Here is a 19,336-nt window from a genome sequence, read left to right as displayed (position 1 = left end):
TGAAGTTATGTCATTGCAGGAAAAATATAAGGTTCTTTTAGATACGGCACAGTCTTCAGGTGTAAATGACCTGAACTACGCCGAAATGGATGGAGTATTGCAAATTCGTGGTACAGCACCAACAGCAGATGTGAAAAATAAGCTCTGGGAAATCTACGGTAATATAGATCCTAATTTCCAAACTGGAGATGTGGTCTTAAATGTAGATGTGGCAACGGAAGTGCCCGGAAGCCAGGTGAAAGTTATAACAGAAAATAGCAATTTGAATATTAGAAAAGGCCCTGGTACAGACCAGCCTATCGTGGGAAAAGCTGCTAAAGGAGAAATCATCACATTGATTAGTAAGGCTAATGATCAATGGTGGTTGGTCAGAACCAAAGATAATGAAGAAGGGTATTGTTATGCACAATATTTAGAGTCTGTTTAGTTCTCGAATGTTATTTGCATGATGGGTACCAGTACCAATTGGCTTTGAAAAAAGGGGAGTTATTGATAAATAACTCCCCTTTTTTCATTTCACGATTAAGCTTGTCTGTTCTGTAATATGGAGGTACTACAGCATCTATCGTATTGGGGAATTATTTGGAAAATCAACCGTATTTTAATTTTTGGTGTAATAATTGTATTACTGTTATTGCAACAATTTTATTACATTATGTCGAAATCACGTTTTATCATATTATTATGCTTGTGTTTAGCTGTTCAGTTGGGAGTTGCGCAAGAGTATGTTCGCTTGGACAAAGATCGTTATCAATTGCATTTGTCAGAATATCCAAAGGATACAATCCGGGTACTTGAAAAAGGCAAAGAAACGAAGTTGAAACAGGGGAAATATATTCTGCAAAAGAATCAATTTATGGGACTTTCCAATGCATTTATAACGATTAATCAGGATGGCATCGTCGATGGTGATTTTAAAATTGAAAGAGATGGGCGTACCGGTGATGTTATCGTAAGACATGGTGTATTGCAGCAAATGACTGTGAAATCTGCTGCATTACCAGACTTTCAATACACCATAACGGATAGTTCAAGTGTGCAGCGTAATTTTAAGAATGGGAAAATCAGTCAGGAAAAAACGGTATTCTACCGAGCAGCAAATAGTGGTAAAAAAGTGACAAAAGTCTTCTTTGATAATTACTATACGGTTGAAAATGATTTTGACCATACCCGAGCTGACTATCGATTAGACAATACCTTAATGTACAGCGCCAAATTAAATTGTGGTGGGCAGATACAGGAATCAAAGTCATTTGATGTCAATGGTCAGTTACTAAAACATACCTATCGGAAAGCTAAAATTGATTACACTGATCTGTATCAGAATAATAATCTCGTTGAGCGGAAATATAACCTTAATAACTGCTTTTACCATGAGTATTTTAAGAATTCATTGTTAGTGCAAAAGGTCGTGGAGAAAAAGGATAAAGGGAGTATAGAAAAGTATGTTTATAATGGAGCCGGAAAATTGATAAACAAAAATACCGGCGGATAATTTAAAAATGCATCTTGAATCAAGTATGGATGCCAATATTTTTGCATTTTAAAAATATAGCACTACCTTTGTCAAGCAATGAAGAAAATGAACAACATATTACGTCTTCCATTTTTCTTTAATTATTATCGCCCGATAATCGTTCGGGACCCCTATGCCTATTAAATTAAGAAATTCAAATTATTATTTATAGCTAAGCCCGAACATAACGTTCGGGCTTTTTTTATTTTATATAACACCATGTTAAAAGAGTTAGAAGAAAATATCGAAATTATTTTACCGAAGGAGGGGCTTGCATCGAAGTTGAAGGAGGCCGAAGAAAGGAACCGACCATTGATTATAAAACTTGGTTTTGATCCAACAGCACCGGATCTTCATTTAGGGCACGCTGTAGTGTTAAAGAAACTACGCCAGTTTCAGCAGCTGGGCCACGAAGTCGTGATCCTCGTTGGTAGTTTTACAGCTCGGATCGGCGATCCTACAGGAAAAAATAAAGCCCGTAAACCTTTATGCCAGGATGCGATAGCGCACAATGCGGCAACTTACATTGCGCAACTGTCTAAAATTATTGATGTATCAAAAGCGAAAGTTGTTTTTAATGGAGACTGGTTGGATCAACTAAATTTTACAGAAATTATCCAGCTGGTATCGAAAGTCACTGTCGCTCAATTGATGCAACGGCATGATTTTAATAAGCGTTTTAACGAAAACCAATCAATAGCCATGCATGAATTGCTTTACCCGATATTGCAGGGCTTTGACTCCGTACATGTCAATAGTGATATCGAAATGGGCGGAACGGACCAACTGTTCAATTGCGCGATGGGCCGGCAGCTACAGGAATCTTTTGGACAGGATCCACAAATAGTACTGTGTATGCCGTTGTTGCGGGGGCTGGACGGAAAGGAAAAAATGAGCAAATCATTAAACAATACGATCGGTCTTTTGGATGAACCGAATGAAATGTTTGGTAAAACCATGTCTATTCCTGATCATTTAATTCCAGAATATATTGACTTGACAACTGATTTCAATCAGGAAACCAAACTTGGCATGAAGACCCGTATTGAAATGGGCGAAAATCCAATGGAAATTAAGAAACTTATTGCACATAATCTAGTTGCTCAATACCATGGCGAGGAGTTTGCGACCAGTGCGGTTAATTTTTTTGTTAAGCAATTTCAGAGCAAGAAATTAGAAGAAAAGGCTTTTGAGGAGGTGTCGGGTCAAGTATTGCGCGAACAGTTTGGTGAACAGATTAAACTGGTCGATCTATGTCATTTCCTAAAGGGAGCAACAAAGTCAGCGATGCGAAGATTGATTATAGGCGGTGCAGTGCAGATCGATTCAATAAAACAGCTGAATCCGGATCTGATGCTTGATTTGAATACATGTTTTAAAATTAAATTAGGTAAAAGGGCTTATTTTAGAGTTATCTAGTAAGGTTTGTGAGGGTATACTTTTTTGTTATTTTGCTGAAAGTAGTAAAATAACATCGTGGTTCTTTCTTAAACCATAAATAATTTCTACCTTCATATAGGAGTCTCATACTTTATTTTCATACCAATTATAGATGGAAACATATAATAACATTGTTTTGGAGCGCTTGCCCAAACATTTGAAACGCTATGTAGTAGCCCAACGATATGAACGTTACACCGCGCTGGATCAAGCATTGTGGCGTTATGTCATGCGTCAGAATTATTCTTTTTTGAAAGATGTAGCCTATTACCCTTATATTCCGGGATTGAAGAAAGCAGGATTATCCATTGCGACCATCCCGAACCTACAGGACATGAACGATAGTCTAAAATTAATTGGCTGGGGGGCTGTGACTGTGGATGGATTTATTCCGCCGGCTGCTTTTATGGAATTTCAGGCGCACCGCGTACTAGTTATTGCTGCAGACATACGTCAATTGGAACATATCGAATATACACCGGCACCAGATATTATTCACGAATCTTCAGGACATGCGCCTATAATCGGTGAGCCAGATTATGCTGCATATTTGCAGTACTTTGGGGAGGTTGGTACGAAAGCACTTTCTTCAGGCAAAGATTTTGAACTCTACGAAGCTATTCGCCACCTATCTATTTTAAAAGAACACGCTACAACAACGGCGGCTGAGTTGGCGGAAGCAGAGAAAAATTTGCAGATCATTCAAGATAATATGGGCGAGCCTTCGGAGATGGCATTGTTGAGCAGGTTACATTGGTGGACTGTGGAATATGGACTTATTGGAGATCTTCATAACCCCAAAATTTATGGAGCTGGTTTACTGTCTTCCATTGGAGAAAGCGCAAGCTGTATGCAGGAGGATGTGCCCAAGTTGGCGTATGGTTTAAATGCAATCGAATATCCTTATGATATTACCAAACCACAACCACAGCTATTTGTTACACCGGATTTTGAACACCTAAAGCTCGTATTGGATAAATTTGCTGATACCATGGCTTTTCGCGTAGGGGGCAAACAGAGCCTTGACAAGGCAATAGACTGTAAAGCTGTTTGCACTGTGGAATATAGTTCCGGTTTGCAGGTGTCGGGCGTTTTTAAGTTGGCCAACGCGGATAAAAATCTTTCTTATATTCAAACACAAGGACCTACAGCTTTGGCTGTAGCAGGTAAACAGCTTGAAGGGCACGGTATAATTTATCATAGCGAAGGGTTTGGCTCTCCAGTAGGACACTTGCGTGGTGCATATCATAACTTAGCCGATTTTGATGAAGCAACATTGATTCAATATGGTATAGTGGAAGGGCAGCAGTGTTCGTTAAACTTTGCTTCAGGGATTATTGTATCGGGAATTGTTCAAAAGATTGTACGTCAATTTGGCAAGATTGTTTTGATTTCATTTATAGGATGTGAGGTATATCGTAGCGATAGGGAAGAGGTATATTTTAAACCTGAATGGGGAACATACGATATGGCTGTCGGAGCGGAAATAGTATCTGTATTTGCAGGCGCTGCAGATAAAGATGCCTATGATGCGCTGGAAGAGCATTTGGATCAGGATCTATCTACAATATCTACCGAGACGGAAGATGTAAAACTAGTGAATTGTCATGCTGCGATACGGAATTTGCGGGACAACGGTTTTGATCAGAAAGTATGGCTGGAGATTTTCAGTCAATTGGGACCGGAAAATGCAGATCATTGGTTAGGTTTGGTTGAATTATTTGAAATTGCCCGGACTAATGATGGAGGGGAATTAACTACTCAGGCCGAACAGAGGCTCTTGGAATTTATTATCCGATATCCAAATTTGAAAAAACTGATTGATGATGGGTTACGTGTTGCTAAGGAGGAAGATTTAAATAACCACTAGGTTAGATGATCGTGGATTATTATCGTAAATCATGTAAAACTTTCTATATTTGCGGAAACAAAATTAACCGCATTATTTTTGATGAATGATAAGTATACTCCAGGGAGACACTTGCTTTTGACTTTGCAAGTTGAGGACGTATTGTTATTAACTAGTTTGGATCCATTTTTGGAGTTTACGAAAGATCAGATTAAGGTCAATCATTTAAACATTGTTGGCACTTCGACGCATACTTTTCAGGGGGGAGGATTTACAGCTGCAATTTGCTTAATGGAATCACATATATGTATCCATACGTGGCCTGAGTTTGGACAACTCACATTGGATATTTATTTGTGCAACTATCTGAAAGATAATAGTGATAAAGTCTTTCGATTAGGCAGTCTTTTCAAGGACTATTTTAATGCCATTGTTATTAACGAAACAGTCGTAGATAGATAGTATATGGAAGTTGTTTGTGCTGACTGTGGCCATGTTCATAAATTTATTGTGGATGTATCTGATTTCTCTGGTTTTGTATGTGTCAACTGCCATAGTTATTTTAAAGGAACAACACTGGCGACGCTGACGTTTGTCAAAAAGTTTGAAGTTCCCAAAATCTTGCAATGGGCTAAATTGAATGAATCCATTCAATTTAAACGGATGAATTATAGGATTATAACCAAAATTCTTAGACTTACAACAACAGGGGCTTATGGCAATGAATATGTAGGATTAAATAATGGTAATAAAAATCCGATTTATTTAGCCGATGGTGTTGATTACACAAGTGTTCTACATGCTATTTCTAAGAAAAAGGTGATCGTTACCCCCGATAGCGTTTGTAAATTCGAGAGAGGAAATTATGATTTAACATATACAGATCGCCAGCGCGTCATCTATGCCGAAGGTTTTGTGTTTGAAGATTTAGATGCTGAATCTACTGTCAAGACCTATATTCGAACGATAGATGAAGATCGTTTTATTTCAGAAGAGTTTATAGACGATGATATCGAATACTATCAAGGTTCTTATATTGACGAGAAGTCATACTTTAGTCTATTTGATTTTTATAAAGATTATAAATTCACAAGTGACCTTGTAGGGCGAAAGTTTGAGAAACTTGGGGTTATTTTGGTCTTATTAATAGCGTCCATCTTTCTTGCATTAAATTTTAAACAGATCGGAAGTGATGTCTATACTTTTGATGAGACGTTTAAGGTCAAGAAAGCCAGTAGCGAATTTATAGGGACGTCTTTTGAACTAAAAGGAGAGGTTTCAAAAACATTGCTGCTTGAAGGTATATCTGAAGCTAAAAATTATCCTCTTTTTTTGGAGATTAAGCTGGTAAATGAAAAAACAAATGCGGTGATCCAAACAAATTCTTTTGTACATGAAGATAATGATATTAATTATGCAAGAGGATTGACCGTAGATTTTTGTCGTGTGGAGCCTGGTATCTATCATCTTGTTTTTGTAACGTCGTTATCCAATGCCTCCCGAGATATGGCGCTTGATGTTGAGCTCTCTGAGGATTATAAATTAACCTATGGAGGTACAAGCTACCTTCTTTTCATCTCCTTTTTGGTAGGAGCGATTATTTTACTGTGGGTCTACCGCTATTGGTCCTCAGAATTAAAAAATAAAGATTTTTTTATAAGACTTGATCACGTAAATCTTTTTAGTATTTTAAAATTTAGAGGTTTAGCGTTTGTTTTGTTCATTTTTGTTGCCACATTTATTGTAATAACAGTCCTTGTTAATTCGTCGACCAGTTGTAAAACAACAATCAGCACAAATACATTGGAGGATCATACCTATACGGGTTCTAGAGGACATTACTACCGATCATACTATGATGAAGACGGTTCTGGTCATAAATAAAAACAATATAAACATGAATTACGAATTATTTTATAAAGGAGTAGCAGCTTCATTAATCTACTCAATTGTAGGGATAGCTGTATTGTTGTTGGCTTATTGGGTTATTGAGCGTTTAACCCCGGAAAAATCCTGGCAGGAAATTGTACAGAACAAAAATATGGCCTTGGCGATTGTTTTTGCTGCATTTATTTTAGGGATATCTATAATTATAGCTGCAGCAATACATGGGTAAGAGAAATAATTTGCCCATATTTCTTTTATTGGCAGTTTTTATCATCGCTACTTGTGGTCTGATCTATGAGTTGGTTGCTGGCGCATTGGCGAGTTACCTATTGGGAGATTCTGTTAAGCAGTTTTCATTTATAATTGGTACATACCTGTTTTCAATGGGGGTGGGATCGTTTTTGGCAAAGTATATTACCAAAAATTTATTTGATCGATTTATCGATATTGAATTGATGATCGGACTTATTGGTGGTTGCAGTTCTGTCGTTTTGTTTTTGATGTTCCAGCGGATCGAACATTTTCAGTTTGTGCTCTATTTCTTCGTGTTTCTGACAGGCTGCCTCTGTGGAATGGAAATCCCGCTGCTGATGAATATTTTGAAGGATAGAATACAGTTTAGAGATTTAGTTTCCAATGTTTTTGCCTTCGATTACATTGGAGCTTTGATCGCTTCGGTTTTATTTCCTATACTGCTTATCCCAAAGCTTGGCGTTATGGGGACATCGTTATTTTTTGGTATTATCAATATCTTGGTTGGTGTATTTTTATCGTTCTACCTTTCAAAAAAATTGAAAAATCCAATTTGGATAAAGATGAAATCTGTTTCTTGTTTGGTATTGCTATCCATAGTTTTTTTTTATTCAGATGATCTGTTGAAGTATTCCGAAAGCCAATTATATGGGAATAATATTATTTACAAACATTCTACGCCCTATCAGCGTATAGTCTTGACAGAAAATAGAGGTGATTATCAGTTGTTCCTAAACAATAATCTACAATTTAACACGAAAGATGAATATCGTTATCATGAAGTATTGGTGCATCCAGCCATGTCCATGGCTAAAGATATTTCCAATGTTTTAGTTTTTGGAGGAGGGGATGGGCTTGCTGTAAGGGAAATCTTAAAATATCCTGAAGTAAAAAAGGTAACGTTGGTCGATTTAGATGAAGGAATGACAAGATTATTTAAGACGAATGAGCTGTTGGTTCGGTATAATCAAGGTTCGCTAAACGATCCTCGGGTAACTGTCATCAATCAGGATGCTTTTATATGGGCCAAGTCGGCAAAGGATAAATATGATGTCATGATTATTGATTTTCCAGATCCTTCTAATTATAGTTTAGGGAAATTGTTCACCAACAGCTTCTATCAAACGTTGGCAGCTCTAATGACAGATAACACCATGGTTTCGGTACAGACAACTTCGCCCTATTTCGCTCCCAAATCTTATTGGTGTATACATGAGACCATCGGTTCGGTTTTTCCGAATAATATTGCCTACCATACTTATGTACCGTCATTTGGAGAATGGGGTTTTTGTTTATTCTCTACGAATATGCAGCAACGCTTTACTCAATTACGTCGCCGTGTAGATAAAGTTCGTTATTATAATTATAAGTTTGAAGAATTGACAAATTTTCCAGCTGATATGCGTACAACGGAAAAGGTAGAAATAAATCGATTGGATAATCAAATTTTAGTGCGGTATTTTGATGAGGAATGGGGTAAAATCTAATCAATCAAGGCGAGGATTTCTCAAAGCGACAGTTTTATTGGCACTCGGTGCTCAATTTTTACAGGCCTGTCGAACGAAAGTGAACCATATTTTTCTGCAGCTAACAGGAACCAATCATATTTTGGGGCACCGGCTTCGATTTCCGGATTTCCCCGCTTCGACCGAAGTAATAGAAGTACCCATCCTGATTGTGGGTGGCGGCATAGCAGGGCTTTCAGCTGCTTACCGTCTACAACAGAAGGGCTATTCTGATTTCATCCTTTTGGATTTAGAAGATGAGGTTGGAGGAAATGCCCGGAATGGTCAGAATGCACATAGTGCTTATCCTTTGGGCGCACATTATCTTCCTATTCCCAATGCCTCCAATAGGGAACTGCTTCAATTTTTGGAAGAATCGGGAATTATAAAAGAATGGACTAGCACAGGCAAGCCCATTTTTGATGAAGAACAGCTTTCGTTTGCACCGCATGAAAGACTGTTTATTCATAATGTATGGCAGGAGGGAATTGTACCCAGCTATGGGATTTCGGATGCTGAATCCGCAGAACTTGCGCGGTTCTTTCGGCAAATGCAAGATTTCAAAAAGTTGAAAGGCGCCGATGGTAAATATGTATTTGATATTCCCATGCGTAATGCTTCACAGACCCATGATCGAACAGTTCTTGACGGGCAGGATATGCTATCTTGGCTGAAAAGTCAGGGATATCATACCGAAGCTCTTCTAGAATATGTAAATTATTGTTGCCGAGATGACTATGGTACTGGAATAAAGTGTACTTCTGCATTTGCAGGGATACATTATTTTGCAAGTCGCAAACACGATTGGGACGACTATCAGGATCTGGTGTTGACTTGGCAAGAGGGAAATGGGCGGCTGGCCTCTCATCTCAAAAAATATGTCAAAGGAAAAGTCTTGAATAAGAATATGGCCTTTCGGATTGACTTCAAAGCCGAGAAAGTAGAAGTTTCTGTATATGACGTAGCTAAAGCAATTACGAAAGTTATAAAAGCAGACCGTATTATAAATTGCTGTCCCCAATTCGTCAATCAGTATTTGTTACCGAATAGAACTTCAATAACTAGGGAATTTCATTATGCGCCCTGGATTGTAGCCACTATTGTCTTGCGTCGCTTTCCTTTTGCTGATGGTGTACCTCTTTCTTGGGAGAATATCATCTATAAGGGGCATGGTTTAGGATACGTTTACGATCAGCATCAAAGCTTAAAGCAATTCAATAGTCCATTTGTAATTAGTTATTATCACAGTTTAGGAGATGGCGATTTAAAACAAAATCGAAAGCAGTTATTTGCTTGGACGGATCAACAATGGAAGAGCTTTATTTTAACTGATCTTGAAAAAGCTCACTATGGAATAGAGAAGGAGATTATTAGTATGGAAATATTTAGACATGGGCATGGTATGATTAGCCCAGTCAAGGGATTTTTGACTTCACAAGCGCGTACTGAACTAGCAAAATCGATTGGGGACAAAGTATACTTTGCACACTCCGATTTAAGCGGTATTTCGATTTTTGAGGAAGCTTTTTATCAAGGTTTAGATGCCGTAGATCAGCTGATTGCCGATCTTAGCTAAGTGCGCGTTGTTACAAAGCTAACGGTCTGGTTAAGTTTTCACTTTCCATATACTTAGTGCAGCACAAGGAAAGTGAAAGAGATTTATATGCTAAGATACTTTAATACTAGCCCCTTAATAAAATTTGCCAGGCTTCATGAAGTTTGCCCGCATCTAATAGTTGGGCAGCATATTCGTGAATTTTTTGTGTGAACTTTGATGGGCTGTCTTCAAAGTTTAGCTTCAGATAGTTGAAGTACTTATCTTCTTGCTGCGGGTCTTTTAATGTTGGTCGTGTTTCTACATTAGCCAGCAACCCCAGGTGATTTCCGGTTAATACATTCGAAAATCTAATTTTTTCTGGAAGTTGGTCTATGCCAATTCCCAGGCTACGGAGGGGCTTCGGGACAATAAATAAGTTTTCGTCGGTTACACGACAATACCAATCACCACCGAGCCGGGCTACCAGATCCAAATCTTTTTGTTGAATGGTATTGTTCTTGCCCAACACGTGTTTATGGACATGCATATAGAGGATCTCGGCGATAACGAGATTTCCAGCTCCTGGCTCATCGCTTAATGCGATAACCTCTCTGACCCGACATTCCAGCTGGACTGGGGATTCGGCTACACGAGGTGGTGCGACTCGAATAGAGGGAATGGGCGTAAAACCCGACTTATCAAATTCATTTATTTCCTTGCCATATTCGGTACTGGCAAGTGATTGTTGCTGGACCATATCGTAGTTAACAATATTGATGACAACTTCATTAACCTCCTGTATATTATCCAATGTATGTTTGGTACTACCATCACGCATGCGTCGCAAGGGAGAAAAAACACAGATTGGCGGCTGATGGGACATCAGGTTAAAATAGCTGAAGGGGCTTAAATTTATGTTTCCATTGCTATCGATCGTGCTTGCAAAGCAAATTGGCCGCGGTGCAACAGCATACTTAATTAAATTATCTATAATAGCTTTGTCTTTAACAGATTCAAAGGTGATGGTTTCAAAGGAAGAGGTCATATCCGTAGATTTATGAATGGTATAATACAATAGAATTGGAAAGTTTTCCGAGCGCCGTGATTTCTAGTTCAATCTCATCGCCAAGGTCGAGCCATTGGTCTTTATGATTAGGATCCGCTATGCGTGCTGTACCATTGAGCTCAAGAAAGCAGCCTGTTCCGACTGTCCCAGAACCGATTATATCACCAGGGGAAATTTGTACACCATAGGAAACACGTTCAATAATTTCTGCAAAAGTCCAGTGCATACTCGCAAAATTACCCGCTGAGACTTGCGTGCCGTTTACTTTACAAGTCATATTGAGCTCATAACAGTCGCCAATATGTCCTGCTGCAGGTTGAACCTTATAAGGTTCCAATTCATCCTTTGTCACCAAGTAAGGTCCAATTGCTGTTGCAAAATCTTTGCCCTTGGCAGGGCCCAAACTCAATTTCATTTCCTCCATTTGGAGTTTTCTGGCACTAAAATCATTCATAATCATATAGCCAGCAATATACTCATCCGCCTGAGTAGCGGGGATATTGATTCCTGGTTTGTTGATGACTATTGCAATTTCTAGTTCGAAATCCAGTTGATTTAAATGTAAGGGCATGCATTGAACGGGACCAGGTCCCTGTATGGACTGATGGTTGGAGAAATAAAAAACGGGAAATTCATCAAATTCAGGGATCATATCTAATCCGCGGTTTCTTCTCGAGGTTGCGACATGCTGTCGAAAAGCGTAAGCATCACGAAAAGATGTTGGCTGTGGCACGGGGGCGATGAGTTGGATATCGTCTAGTAGACGATAGGGCCTGTTCATAGCTCCTTGACGCAAAGCTGTTTCAAAGATTTGTAGCTGATTCATGGTCTCTTCGCCACCATTGAGGAAGTCCGACATCGTTGTGGGAAGGTTTTGATCGATGACTGAGCAACTATAAAAGCGGTCGTCTATAACAATGCCCAATTCTTGTTGACCATTTTTAGTGCTAGTGACAATTCTCATATATGAAGTGTTCTATTTGGTTATTCAATGTTGTTAGCATTCGACACAAATATATTGTATAAGATTTGAAAAAAATATTTCTTCTCTTGAAAATAGAAAAATATTCTTACCTTTATTAAAGCATTATAAACTATAAAAAATGATCAATCGTGGTGTACATCGCTTTGCGTCCTCCATGCCCTATGTTGCTTTTAATAAAGCAATCATAGCTGATATCGTTTTTGCACAATACTAATCTTCTCTTTTACTACTTGCCGATAGTTCTATTGGCAATTTGGATATTCATTTAATTTTATAACCGTTTAAATCGTAGAATTATGCCATTTTATGTTAAACAAGGGCAAATTCCAATGCAGCGACATACTGTTTTTAGAAAGCCCGATAACACGCTTTATGCCGAGGAATTAGTATCCACACATGGTTTTTCCAGTCTTTATTCCTTAGTGTACCATTGTCATCCACCCACACTCGTTAAACAAATAAGAGAGCCTTATGATGTGTCTCCCCGGATTGCCCGCGACAAACATCTTAAACATACCAGTCTAAAGGGATTTCAGGTACAGGCAAAAGATGACTACCTCGAAAGCAGGACACCTGTGTTGGTTAATCAGGACTTACATATATCCTTAGCAGCTCCCCGTCGGTCGATGGATGACTATTTTTATAAAAATAGCCAGGCAGATGAGATTGTCTTCATCCATCAGGGGATGGGGAAACTCAAGACTGGATATGGGAGTATCCCCTTCAAGTATGGAGATTATTTGGTAATCCCCCGAGGAACGATTTATCAAATGGAATTTGAACAGGAAGATAATCGACTGTTTATTGTTGAATCATTCTCTCCCGTACGTACGCCCAAACGTTATCGCAATGAATTTGGTCAATTGATGGAACATGCGCCCTTTTTTGAGCGGGACATTCGGGTACCTCAAAATTTGGAAACTTTTGATGAACTGGGTGACTTTGAAGTGAAGATCAAGAAGCAAGGGATGATTTATCCGTATGTTTATGGGAGCCATCCATTTGATTTTGTTGGTTGGGATGGCTATCATTTTCCATGGGCATTTTCGATTCATGATTTCATGCCGATAACAGGTAAATTGCATCAACCGCCACCCGTTCACCAGACCTTTGAAACAGACAATTTTGTCTTATGCAGTTTTTGCCCTCGTATGTATGATTACCATCCTCATTCGATTCCAGCACCATATAACCATAGTAATGTAGATTCAGATGAAGTCCTATATTATGTGGATGGCGATTTTATGAGTCGAAAATCCGTGGAAAGGGGACAGATAACGTTACATCCAGGTGGTATACCGCATGGACCTCATCCAGGGACGGTGGAAAAAAGCATTGGGCAAGTGAAAACCGAGGAGTTGGCCGTGATGATCGATCCTTTTCGACCACTGATGTTAACCCAAGAAGCACTCGATATAGAAGATCCAGATTATTATAAATCTTGGATGAATTAGGAAAAATAAAAGAATAACCTTTATATAAATTATGGCAAATACATTTGCAGAAAAGATTGCCCAAGCGCAAGATTTTCTACCTATTAATGGCACAGATTATATTGAATTTTATGTTGGCAATGCCAAACAGGCCGCACATTATTACAAAACAGCTTTTGGTTTCCAGTCGGATGCGTATGCCGGACCGGAAACAGGCGTTCGAGATCGGGTATCCTACGTGTTAAAACAAAATAAAATACGTTTAGTGCTTACCACAGCGTTGAAATCTGACCACCCTATAACAGAACATGTTAAAAAACATGGTGATGGTGTCAAAATATTGGCGCTTTGGGTAGATGATGCACGAAAATCATTTGAAGAAACAACAAATAGGGGAGCGAAAGTCTATCAGGAACCACAACTTCTGAAGGATGAAAATGGAGAAGTTTGGACAGCAGGCATTTATACCTATGGCGAAACAGTTCACATGTTTGTTGAACGCCGCAATTATGCTGGTCCATTTATGCCAGGATATGAAAAATGGGAAAGCGATTACAATCCAACGGAAACTGGACTGCTTTATGTTGATCATTGTGTGGGTAATGTTGGCTGGAATAAGATGAATGAAACTGTAAAATGGTACCAGGATGTGATGGGGTTTGTCAATATTTTATCTTTTGATGACAAGCAAATTAATACAGAATATTCGGCTTTGATGAGTAAAGTGATGAGCAATGGAAATGGCTTTGTTAAGTTTCCAATTAATGAGCCTGCCGAAGGAAAGAAAAAATCGCAGATAGAAGAATACCTTGAATTTTATGAGGGTGAAGGTGTTCAGCATGCGGCTCTAGCAACCAAAGATATTGTGGCCACCGTGCGGGAACTTAAAGCAAGGGGAGTAGAATTTTTGGGTGCTCCTCCCGAAGCATATTACGATATGTTGCCCGAACGAGTTGGAAAAATTGATGAAGAGATACGGATCATCCAAGAACTGGGTATTCTAGTTGATCGTGATGAAGAAGGTTATTTGCTGCAAATTTTTACAAAACCGGTAGAAGATAGACCAACTTTATTTTATGAAATCATCCAACGTAAGGGGGCACAAAGTTTTGGCGCAGGAAATTTTAAGGCTCTTTTTGAAGCAATAGAACGTGAACAAGAACGCCGAGGAAACTTATAGAAATATGAAAGGGATGAAGGAATTATTGCGGGCTTTTGAGCATAAAAGTCCGGAAATTGTTTTCGAATGGAAAGATAGTGAAACTGATGCTAGAGGATGGATTGTTATCAATTCTTTACGTGGAGGTGCAGCTGGCGGGGGCACCCGAATGCGGGCTGGATTGGATAGGCATGAGGTAGAATCTTTGGCAAAAACAATGGAGGTCAAATTTACGGTATCGGGCCCTGCAATAGGGGGAGCAAAATCTGGAATTGATTTCGACCCACGTGACCCAAGGAAAAATGAAGTCTTAGAACGTTGGTTTAAGGTTGTCACACCGCTATTGAAAAACTATTATGGGACAGGTGGAGATTTGAATATCGATGAAATTCATGATGTAATCCCGTTGACGGAAGAATATGGACTATGGCATCCTCAAGAAGGTATTTTGAATGGTCACTTTAAGGTGAATGAAAGCAATCGTATTCATCAAATTGGACAATTGCGTTATGGGGTTTCCAAAGTATTGGAAGATAGCTCCTACAGCCCGGATCTGAAGCGCAAGTACAAAGTGGCAGATATGATCACGGGATATGGCGTGTCAGAGTCAATTCGTCATTATTATGAACTTTTTGACGAAAATTGCTTTGGAAAGCGAGCGGTAATTCAAGGTTGGGGTAATGTTGCTGCCGCAGCGGCATTTTATCTGTCTAAACTTGGTGTAAAAATAGTTGGTATAATTGATCGAGTCGGCGGACTGATCAATCCGGAAGGATTTGGAGAGGAAGATATTACCCGTTTGTTTTTAGAGCGAAAAGGCAATGAGCTTTGTTCTCCGGATCTGATTCCCTTTGATCAGATACAAAAAGAAATATGGAGCCTGGAAACGGATATTTTTGTGCCTGCTGCGGCCTCCCGCCTAGTGTCAAAAGATCAGATCCAGCACATGGTAAATCATGGGCTTGAGGTGATCGCTTCAGGTGCCAATGTACCATTTGCAGATCAAGAAATATTTTATGGGCCTGTTATGGAGTTCGCAGATCAGCATGTTGCGGTCATACCAGACTTTATTGCGAATTGTGGTATGGCGAGAGTATTTGCTTATTTAATGCAACGTAATATCGAAATTAGTGATGACGCAATTTTTTCGGATGTTTCCAGTGTGATTTTTGAAGCATTAAAGAAAATTAGGACCGTTTCTTCTAAAAAGACACATATATCATCGAGAGCATATGAAATTGCATTAAAACAGTTGGTGGAAACCGGTAACGAACAATAAGAGGCTAAACTCTAATTTACTTCTGCTATAACGCTATAAAAAAAACACTTGAAGCGGGGAACTTCAAGTGTTTTAACTAACCAATTATTAACCTAAATTTATGAATGCTTAAAACAGTGCAATACCTATGCCAAAACTTATTTTCTTAGCATGAACATATTGTCATTTTTTTGTTATTAAAATTTCTGCCTGAAATTTGATTTTTTTGAAGTTTTGTTGAAAGATCAAAACGGGGTAGACTAAAAACAAATTTCATCCTGTAGTTTTCAAATACTGGTCCTCTTGATGAAATTTTTTGTTTTTTATTTTTCTTAAAGTACTGATAAACAAAAACTCCCGAAGCGGGGAGCAACAGGAGTTTTCCTAACCAATTATTAACCTAAATTTATGAAAAGTACCTATATAACGTAGTAAGTTCAAGAAATGTTTCAACTGATTGGAGTTTTTTTTACTTTTTAACATTTTTTGACTATTGGCTATTGATTTTCAATAAAATGTACTACTATTTATTTTGTTTTCTTTTTAGGGGAAATAAAAAACCTGTTAGCGGGGACTAACAGGTTTTTTATAAACTAACTAAATTATTAACCTAAATTTATGAAACTACAAAATAATATTCAAGAAGGATGCCAATGTACTGAACCCGTTAGCTGTTTAACGATTTTTAACAGCCTCTTTTCGGATAAGAGGGGGAGCCCCTAATTCTCAAGACAATCCAGTTAATTTTCAAACCTTTTGTTACTCATAAGCGTTTATCTAAACAAAAAGGTCAGCAATCAATGCTGTCTATTTGACGTAAACTGTTTAAAAAAAGGTACATGTCTTTAACATATCGCTATCAATTTGAAAATTACGATAGCCCATTTTGGGCTTTTGCCATTCATGATGGACATCAGGTCGATGCGCATTTGATGCCCTACATAAATATTTCAGACGAGGAACGATTACGCGAAGAGGATCCTTATACGGCTATTTTGGCCGAATTACCCTGTAATCGATTTGTATCTGGAACTTCCAGGTTTCAACTGGATCTTAATCGAAAACGAGAAGATGCTATTTATCTTACACCTGAGCAATCTTGGGGGATGCGGGTATGGCGAACAGATCTACCCAATGAACTAAAAGATCAGCTGTATGCAGCCTATGATGGCATATATGATGAAATAAACCAAGCTATTCAGCGCACGATTGATCGTTATGGCTATTTTATCGTGTATGATATTCATAGTTATAATATGCGTCGCGGGGGGGCTGAAACCAGTTTGAATAATGAAACCGACCCGCAGATCAATATTGGGACACAACATAATCATAAAAAATGGCGAACGCTGACTGATCAGATTTTGGAAGCACTACAGACTGGAAAAGATGGACAAGTTTACGACGTACGTGAGAATGTCAAGTTTAAGGGCGGATTCCTTTCTGCGTATTTGAATGATAAGTTTGGTGATAAAGGCTGTATTTTTTCTATCGAATTTCGGAAAGACTTTATGGACGAATGGACTGGGGAAGTATATCCGCAAAAGCTTCAGGAATATAAGCAACTTCTCTTGCACAGCATTGGAACACTGGAAAATTATTTTGCCTATGAAAGATAATGCGAAACAACTTGCTGGCATTTTAAAAATGATCAAAAATAAGGAGGTTTTCCACGTACAGATTCCGCCAAAAAACAAACTGGTATTTAATCAAGTTGTTCCTTATCTGTTTTTATACAGACAGTTTTTTAGTCAAGATCCTATGCTGGCAGAGTTGGTTAAATCAGAACCAGCTTATTTTAGGGTAAGAGATCCACAGATGAATGTTTCTGAATGGATCGCCCCAATCCTCAATCAACTTGTCGAAGAGTTTGGTGCTTGTTTGATTATTGAAGCTTGGGCAGCAGATTCAGCACAGGAGGAAGATATCCAAATTCATATTGCACGGAAAAATGTACAAGCTATCGCTCAGTATCTAGGTAAGCAACTAACAACAGAAGAATCGATTTCCAAAGTGGAGATATTGACAGATTCCAAAACAAATGCAACGCAAAGTTTATCCCCTTCGAGTGTACAGTTGGATAATCTGAACACCAATATATTTTACATGGGGCTGGAGATAAAACCGAAATACCTTTTAGGCGTAGATCAGCAAATTTTACCGATCGATCTGCGTCATTTCCGTGAAGCCATATCCAGGAGTCTGTCGAAAACATTCTTTGAATTCATTCGTATACATACCTTATCTAAACCTACGGCATTTAAAATAAGTCAGCCTAAAAAGATGCTTCCTTTAGCTTGGGAGATTGATCAGAAATTAGCGCGGGAAAGCCAACGATTTGATTTTTTATTATTGGTTACACCAACAAATTCTTATGATGCCTGGCAGCAATTTAAGAAGGGAAATTATCGAAAAACTCCTGTTTTTCGATATAGGCCCATGCCTATTGATCCAGATATTATCAAGAGAAACCTCTATAACTTGCATATCGAAGATTTATTTGATCCATCCATTGCTTATTTGTTTCGTGATAAACGCAAGGAGCTTGATCAGATGATGACCATGTTGAGTGAGCGGGGAAAAGAAGGATTTTTGTTGGGCAGTATGCAGGTTTTTGGTACTGTCAATGAAAAATTGTTGGAAAAGGCTCAGGCAATTTTGACCATTACGACAACGGATCGAGAAGTGAGAACGAAAGAAGAGGATATTGTCTATGCCGAAGAGTTCGCTAAGCTCGCCCAGGAAGAATTGGATTATCTGAAAAACCAAGATCCAAGCTTTGGCACCACAGTGAGGCTACGGGATGATATTTATGGCGTGATGGTGAATCAAGGCGTACTCAATATAAGTAAGCAGTATAGTTTGCCAAGGAATAGGGTAAAGGCATTGATTCAACATGAGGTCGGTACACATATTGTTACTTACTATAATGGGAAGCAACAGCCGTTCAGTCTCTTTAGATTGGGGGTTCCCGGTTATGAAAAACTTCAGGAAGGCCTCGCTGTACTTGCTGAGTATTTGGTGGGCGGTCTGACAAATAATAGACTACGTATTCTGGCAGGCAGAGTTATCGCTGTCCATCATATGCAGCAGGGCGGTTCATTTATTGATACATTTTCAGTATTGGTAGATAAGTACCAATTTTTGACCGAAACAGCTTTTCAAATGACGATGCGGGTCTATCGAAGTGGTGGGCTTACCAAAGATGCATTATACTTGAGTGGTTTAATCGAATTGACTAATTATATCAAGAGCGGGCGAGATCTATCCCTGTTGACGATGGGTAAAATCCGCGAAGATTATATACCAATCGTTGAAGAACTCATGTTAAAGGGCGTCTTGAAGGCCCCGGTCCTGACACCAAGGTATCTAATGGATCCATACAAGGATGCCTTGTTACAGCTCAAAAAAAGTAATGGAATATTTCAAATGATTCAGTAATCAGATAT

At 38.7% G+C, this 19,336-nt stretch carries 16 protein-coding genes; 14 read left to right on the top strand and 2 right to left on the bottom strand.

Going from position 1 to position 19,336, the window contains the following annotated elements; genetic code table 11:
• Positions 1–7 precede the first annotated feature (7 nt).
• From B4N43_RS02495 to B4N43_RS02455, 9 genes are all read left to right on the top strand, one after another.
• Positions 8–427 carry an SH3 domain-containing protein gene (locus tag B4N43_RS02495; RefSeq protein WP_046675658.1) on the top strand — a complete coding sequence of 140 codons (420 nt, stop codon included), beginning with the start codon at positions 8–10 and terminating at the stop codon, positions 425–427.
• A 228-nt stretch (positions 428–655) separates the two neighbouring features.
• Entirely contained in the window at positions 656–1,495 is an 840-nt protein-coding gene (locus B4N43_RS02490; RefSeq protein ID WP_158638950.1) for a hypothetical protein, read from the top strand.
• A 240-nt stretch (positions 1,496–1,735) separates the two neighbouring features.
• Positions 1,736–2,935 carry a tyrosine--tRNA ligase gene (gene tyrS, locus B4N43_RS02485; RefSeq protein WP_286732549.1) on the top strand — a complete coding sequence of 400 codons (1,200 nt, stop codon included), beginning with the start codon at positions 1,736–1,738 and terminating at the stop codon, positions 2,933–2,935.
• Between the two features lie 133 nt (positions 2,936–3,068).
• On the top strand, positions 3,069–4,826 hold the full coding sequence (locus B4N43_RS02480) for an aromatic amino acid hydroxylase (RefSeq protein ID WP_286732547.1): 1,758 nt from the start codon (positions 3,069–3,071) through the stop codon (positions 4,824–4,826).
• Between the two features lie 81 nt (positions 4,827–4,907).
• A complete protein-coding gene (locus tag B4N43_RS02475) occupies positions 4,908–5,267 on the top strand; it encodes an S-adenosylmethionine decarboxylase family protein (RefSeq protein ID WP_088160879.1) in 360 nt (119 codons plus the stop codon).
• A 3-nt stretch (positions 5,268–5,270) separates the two neighbouring features.
• Positions 5,271–6,689, top strand: a complete 1,419-nt coding sequence (locus tag B4N43_RS02470) for a hypothetical protein (protein ID WP_286732545.1) — start codon at positions 5,271–5,273, stop codon at positions 6,687–6,689.
• A 13-nt stretch (positions 6,690–6,702) separates the two neighbouring features.
• Positions 6,703–6,921 (top strand): DUF350 domain-containing protein, encoded by a 219-nt coding sequence (locus tag B4N43_RS02465; protein WP_088163497.1) that lies wholly within the window; start codon positions 6,703–6,705, stop codon positions 6,919–6,921.
• The gene (locus B4N43_RS02460; protein WP_286732543.1) at positions 6,914–8,431 is read left to right on the top strand and encodes a polyamine aminopropyltransferase; all 1,518 of its coding nucleotides are present in this window, start codon (positions 6,914–6,916) and stop codon (positions 8,429–8,431) included. Before B4N43_RS02465 ends, B4N43_RS02460 begins: the two co-directional genes overlap by 8 nt.
• Positions 8,409–10,025, top strand: coding sequence for an FAD-dependent oxidoreductase (locus B4N43_RS02455; RefSeq protein WP_145330039.1), 1,617 nt, complete (start codon positions 8,409–8,411; stop codon positions 10,023–10,025). The genes B4N43_RS02460 and B4N43_RS02455 overlap by 23 nt, the downstream gene beginning before the upstream one ends.
• Before the next feature lie 106 nt (positions 10,026–10,131).
• Here the strand turns inward: B4N43_RS02455 and B4N43_RS02450 are convergent, their stop codons facing one another.
• Together B4N43_RS02450 and B4N43_RS02445 are read right to left on the bottom strand one after the other, a co-directional pair.
• Positions 10,132–11,031, bottom strand: coding sequence for a flavin reductase family protein (locus B4N43_RS02450; protein WP_286732542.1), 900 nt, complete (start codon positions 11,029–11,031; stop codon positions 10,132–10,134).
• Positions 11,032–11,041: 10 nt separating this feature from the next.
• Positions 11,042–12,016, bottom strand: a complete 975-nt coding sequence (locus B4N43_RS02445) for a fumarylacetoacetate hydrolase family protein (RefSeq protein WP_286732541.1) — start codon at positions 12,014–12,016, stop codon at positions 11,042–11,044.
• A 317-nt stretch (positions 12,017–12,333) separates the two neighbouring features.
• Between B4N43_RS02445 and B4N43_RS02440 the strand changes: the two genes are divergently transcribed.
• The 5 genes from B4N43_RS02440 to B4N43_RS02420 all read left to right on the top strand — a co-directional run bounded on the left by B4N43_RS02440 (position 12,334) and on the right by B4N43_RS02420 (position 19,328).
• Positions 12,334–13,491 (top strand): homogentisate 1,2-dioxygenase, encoded by a 1,158-nt coding sequence (locus B4N43_RS02440; RefSeq protein ID WP_286732540.1) that lies wholly within the window; start codon positions 12,334–12,336, stop codon positions 13,489–13,491.
• 31 nt (positions 13,492–13,522) lie between these two features.
• Positions 13,523–14,650, top strand: a complete 1,128-nt coding sequence (gene hppD / locus B4N43_RS02435) for a 4-hydroxyphenylpyruvate dioxygenase (RefSeq protein WP_088160885.1) — start codon at positions 13,523–13,525, stop codon at positions 14,648–14,650.
• Positions 14,622–15,908: a Glu/Leu/Phe/Val dehydrogenase dimerization domain-containing protein gene (locus tag B4N43_RS02430; protein ID WP_286732538.1), complete on the top strand. Its 1,287-nt coding sequence runs from the start codon at positions 14,622–14,624 to the stop codon at positions 15,906–15,908. The genes hppD and B4N43_RS02430 overlap by 29 nt, the downstream gene beginning before the upstream one ends.
• 818 nt (positions 15,909–16,726) lie before the next feature.
• On the top strand, positions 16,727–17,506 hold the full coding sequence (locus B4N43_RS02425) for an N-formylglutamate amidohydrolase (protein WP_286732537.1): 780 nt from the start codon (positions 16,727–16,729) through the stop codon (positions 17,504–17,506).
• A complete protein-coding gene (locus tag B4N43_RS02420; RefSeq protein WP_145331289.1) occupies positions 17,496–19,328 on the top strand; it encodes a flavohemoglobin expression-modulating QEGLA motif protein in 1,833 nt (610 codons plus the stop codon). Before B4N43_RS02425 ends, B4N43_RS02420 begins: the two co-directional genes overlap by 11 nt.
• Positions 19,329–19,336 lie beyond the last annotated feature (8 nt).

Source organism: Sphingobacterium sp. UBA1897 (assembly GCF_002337775.1).
In the GTDB taxonomy this organism is placed as follows: Bacteria; Bacteroidota; Bacteroidia; order Sphingobacteriales; family Sphingobacteriaceae; genus Sphingobacterium; species Sphingobacterium siyangense.
This window is presented reverse-complemented; position numbering and strand designations above follow the sequence as displayed.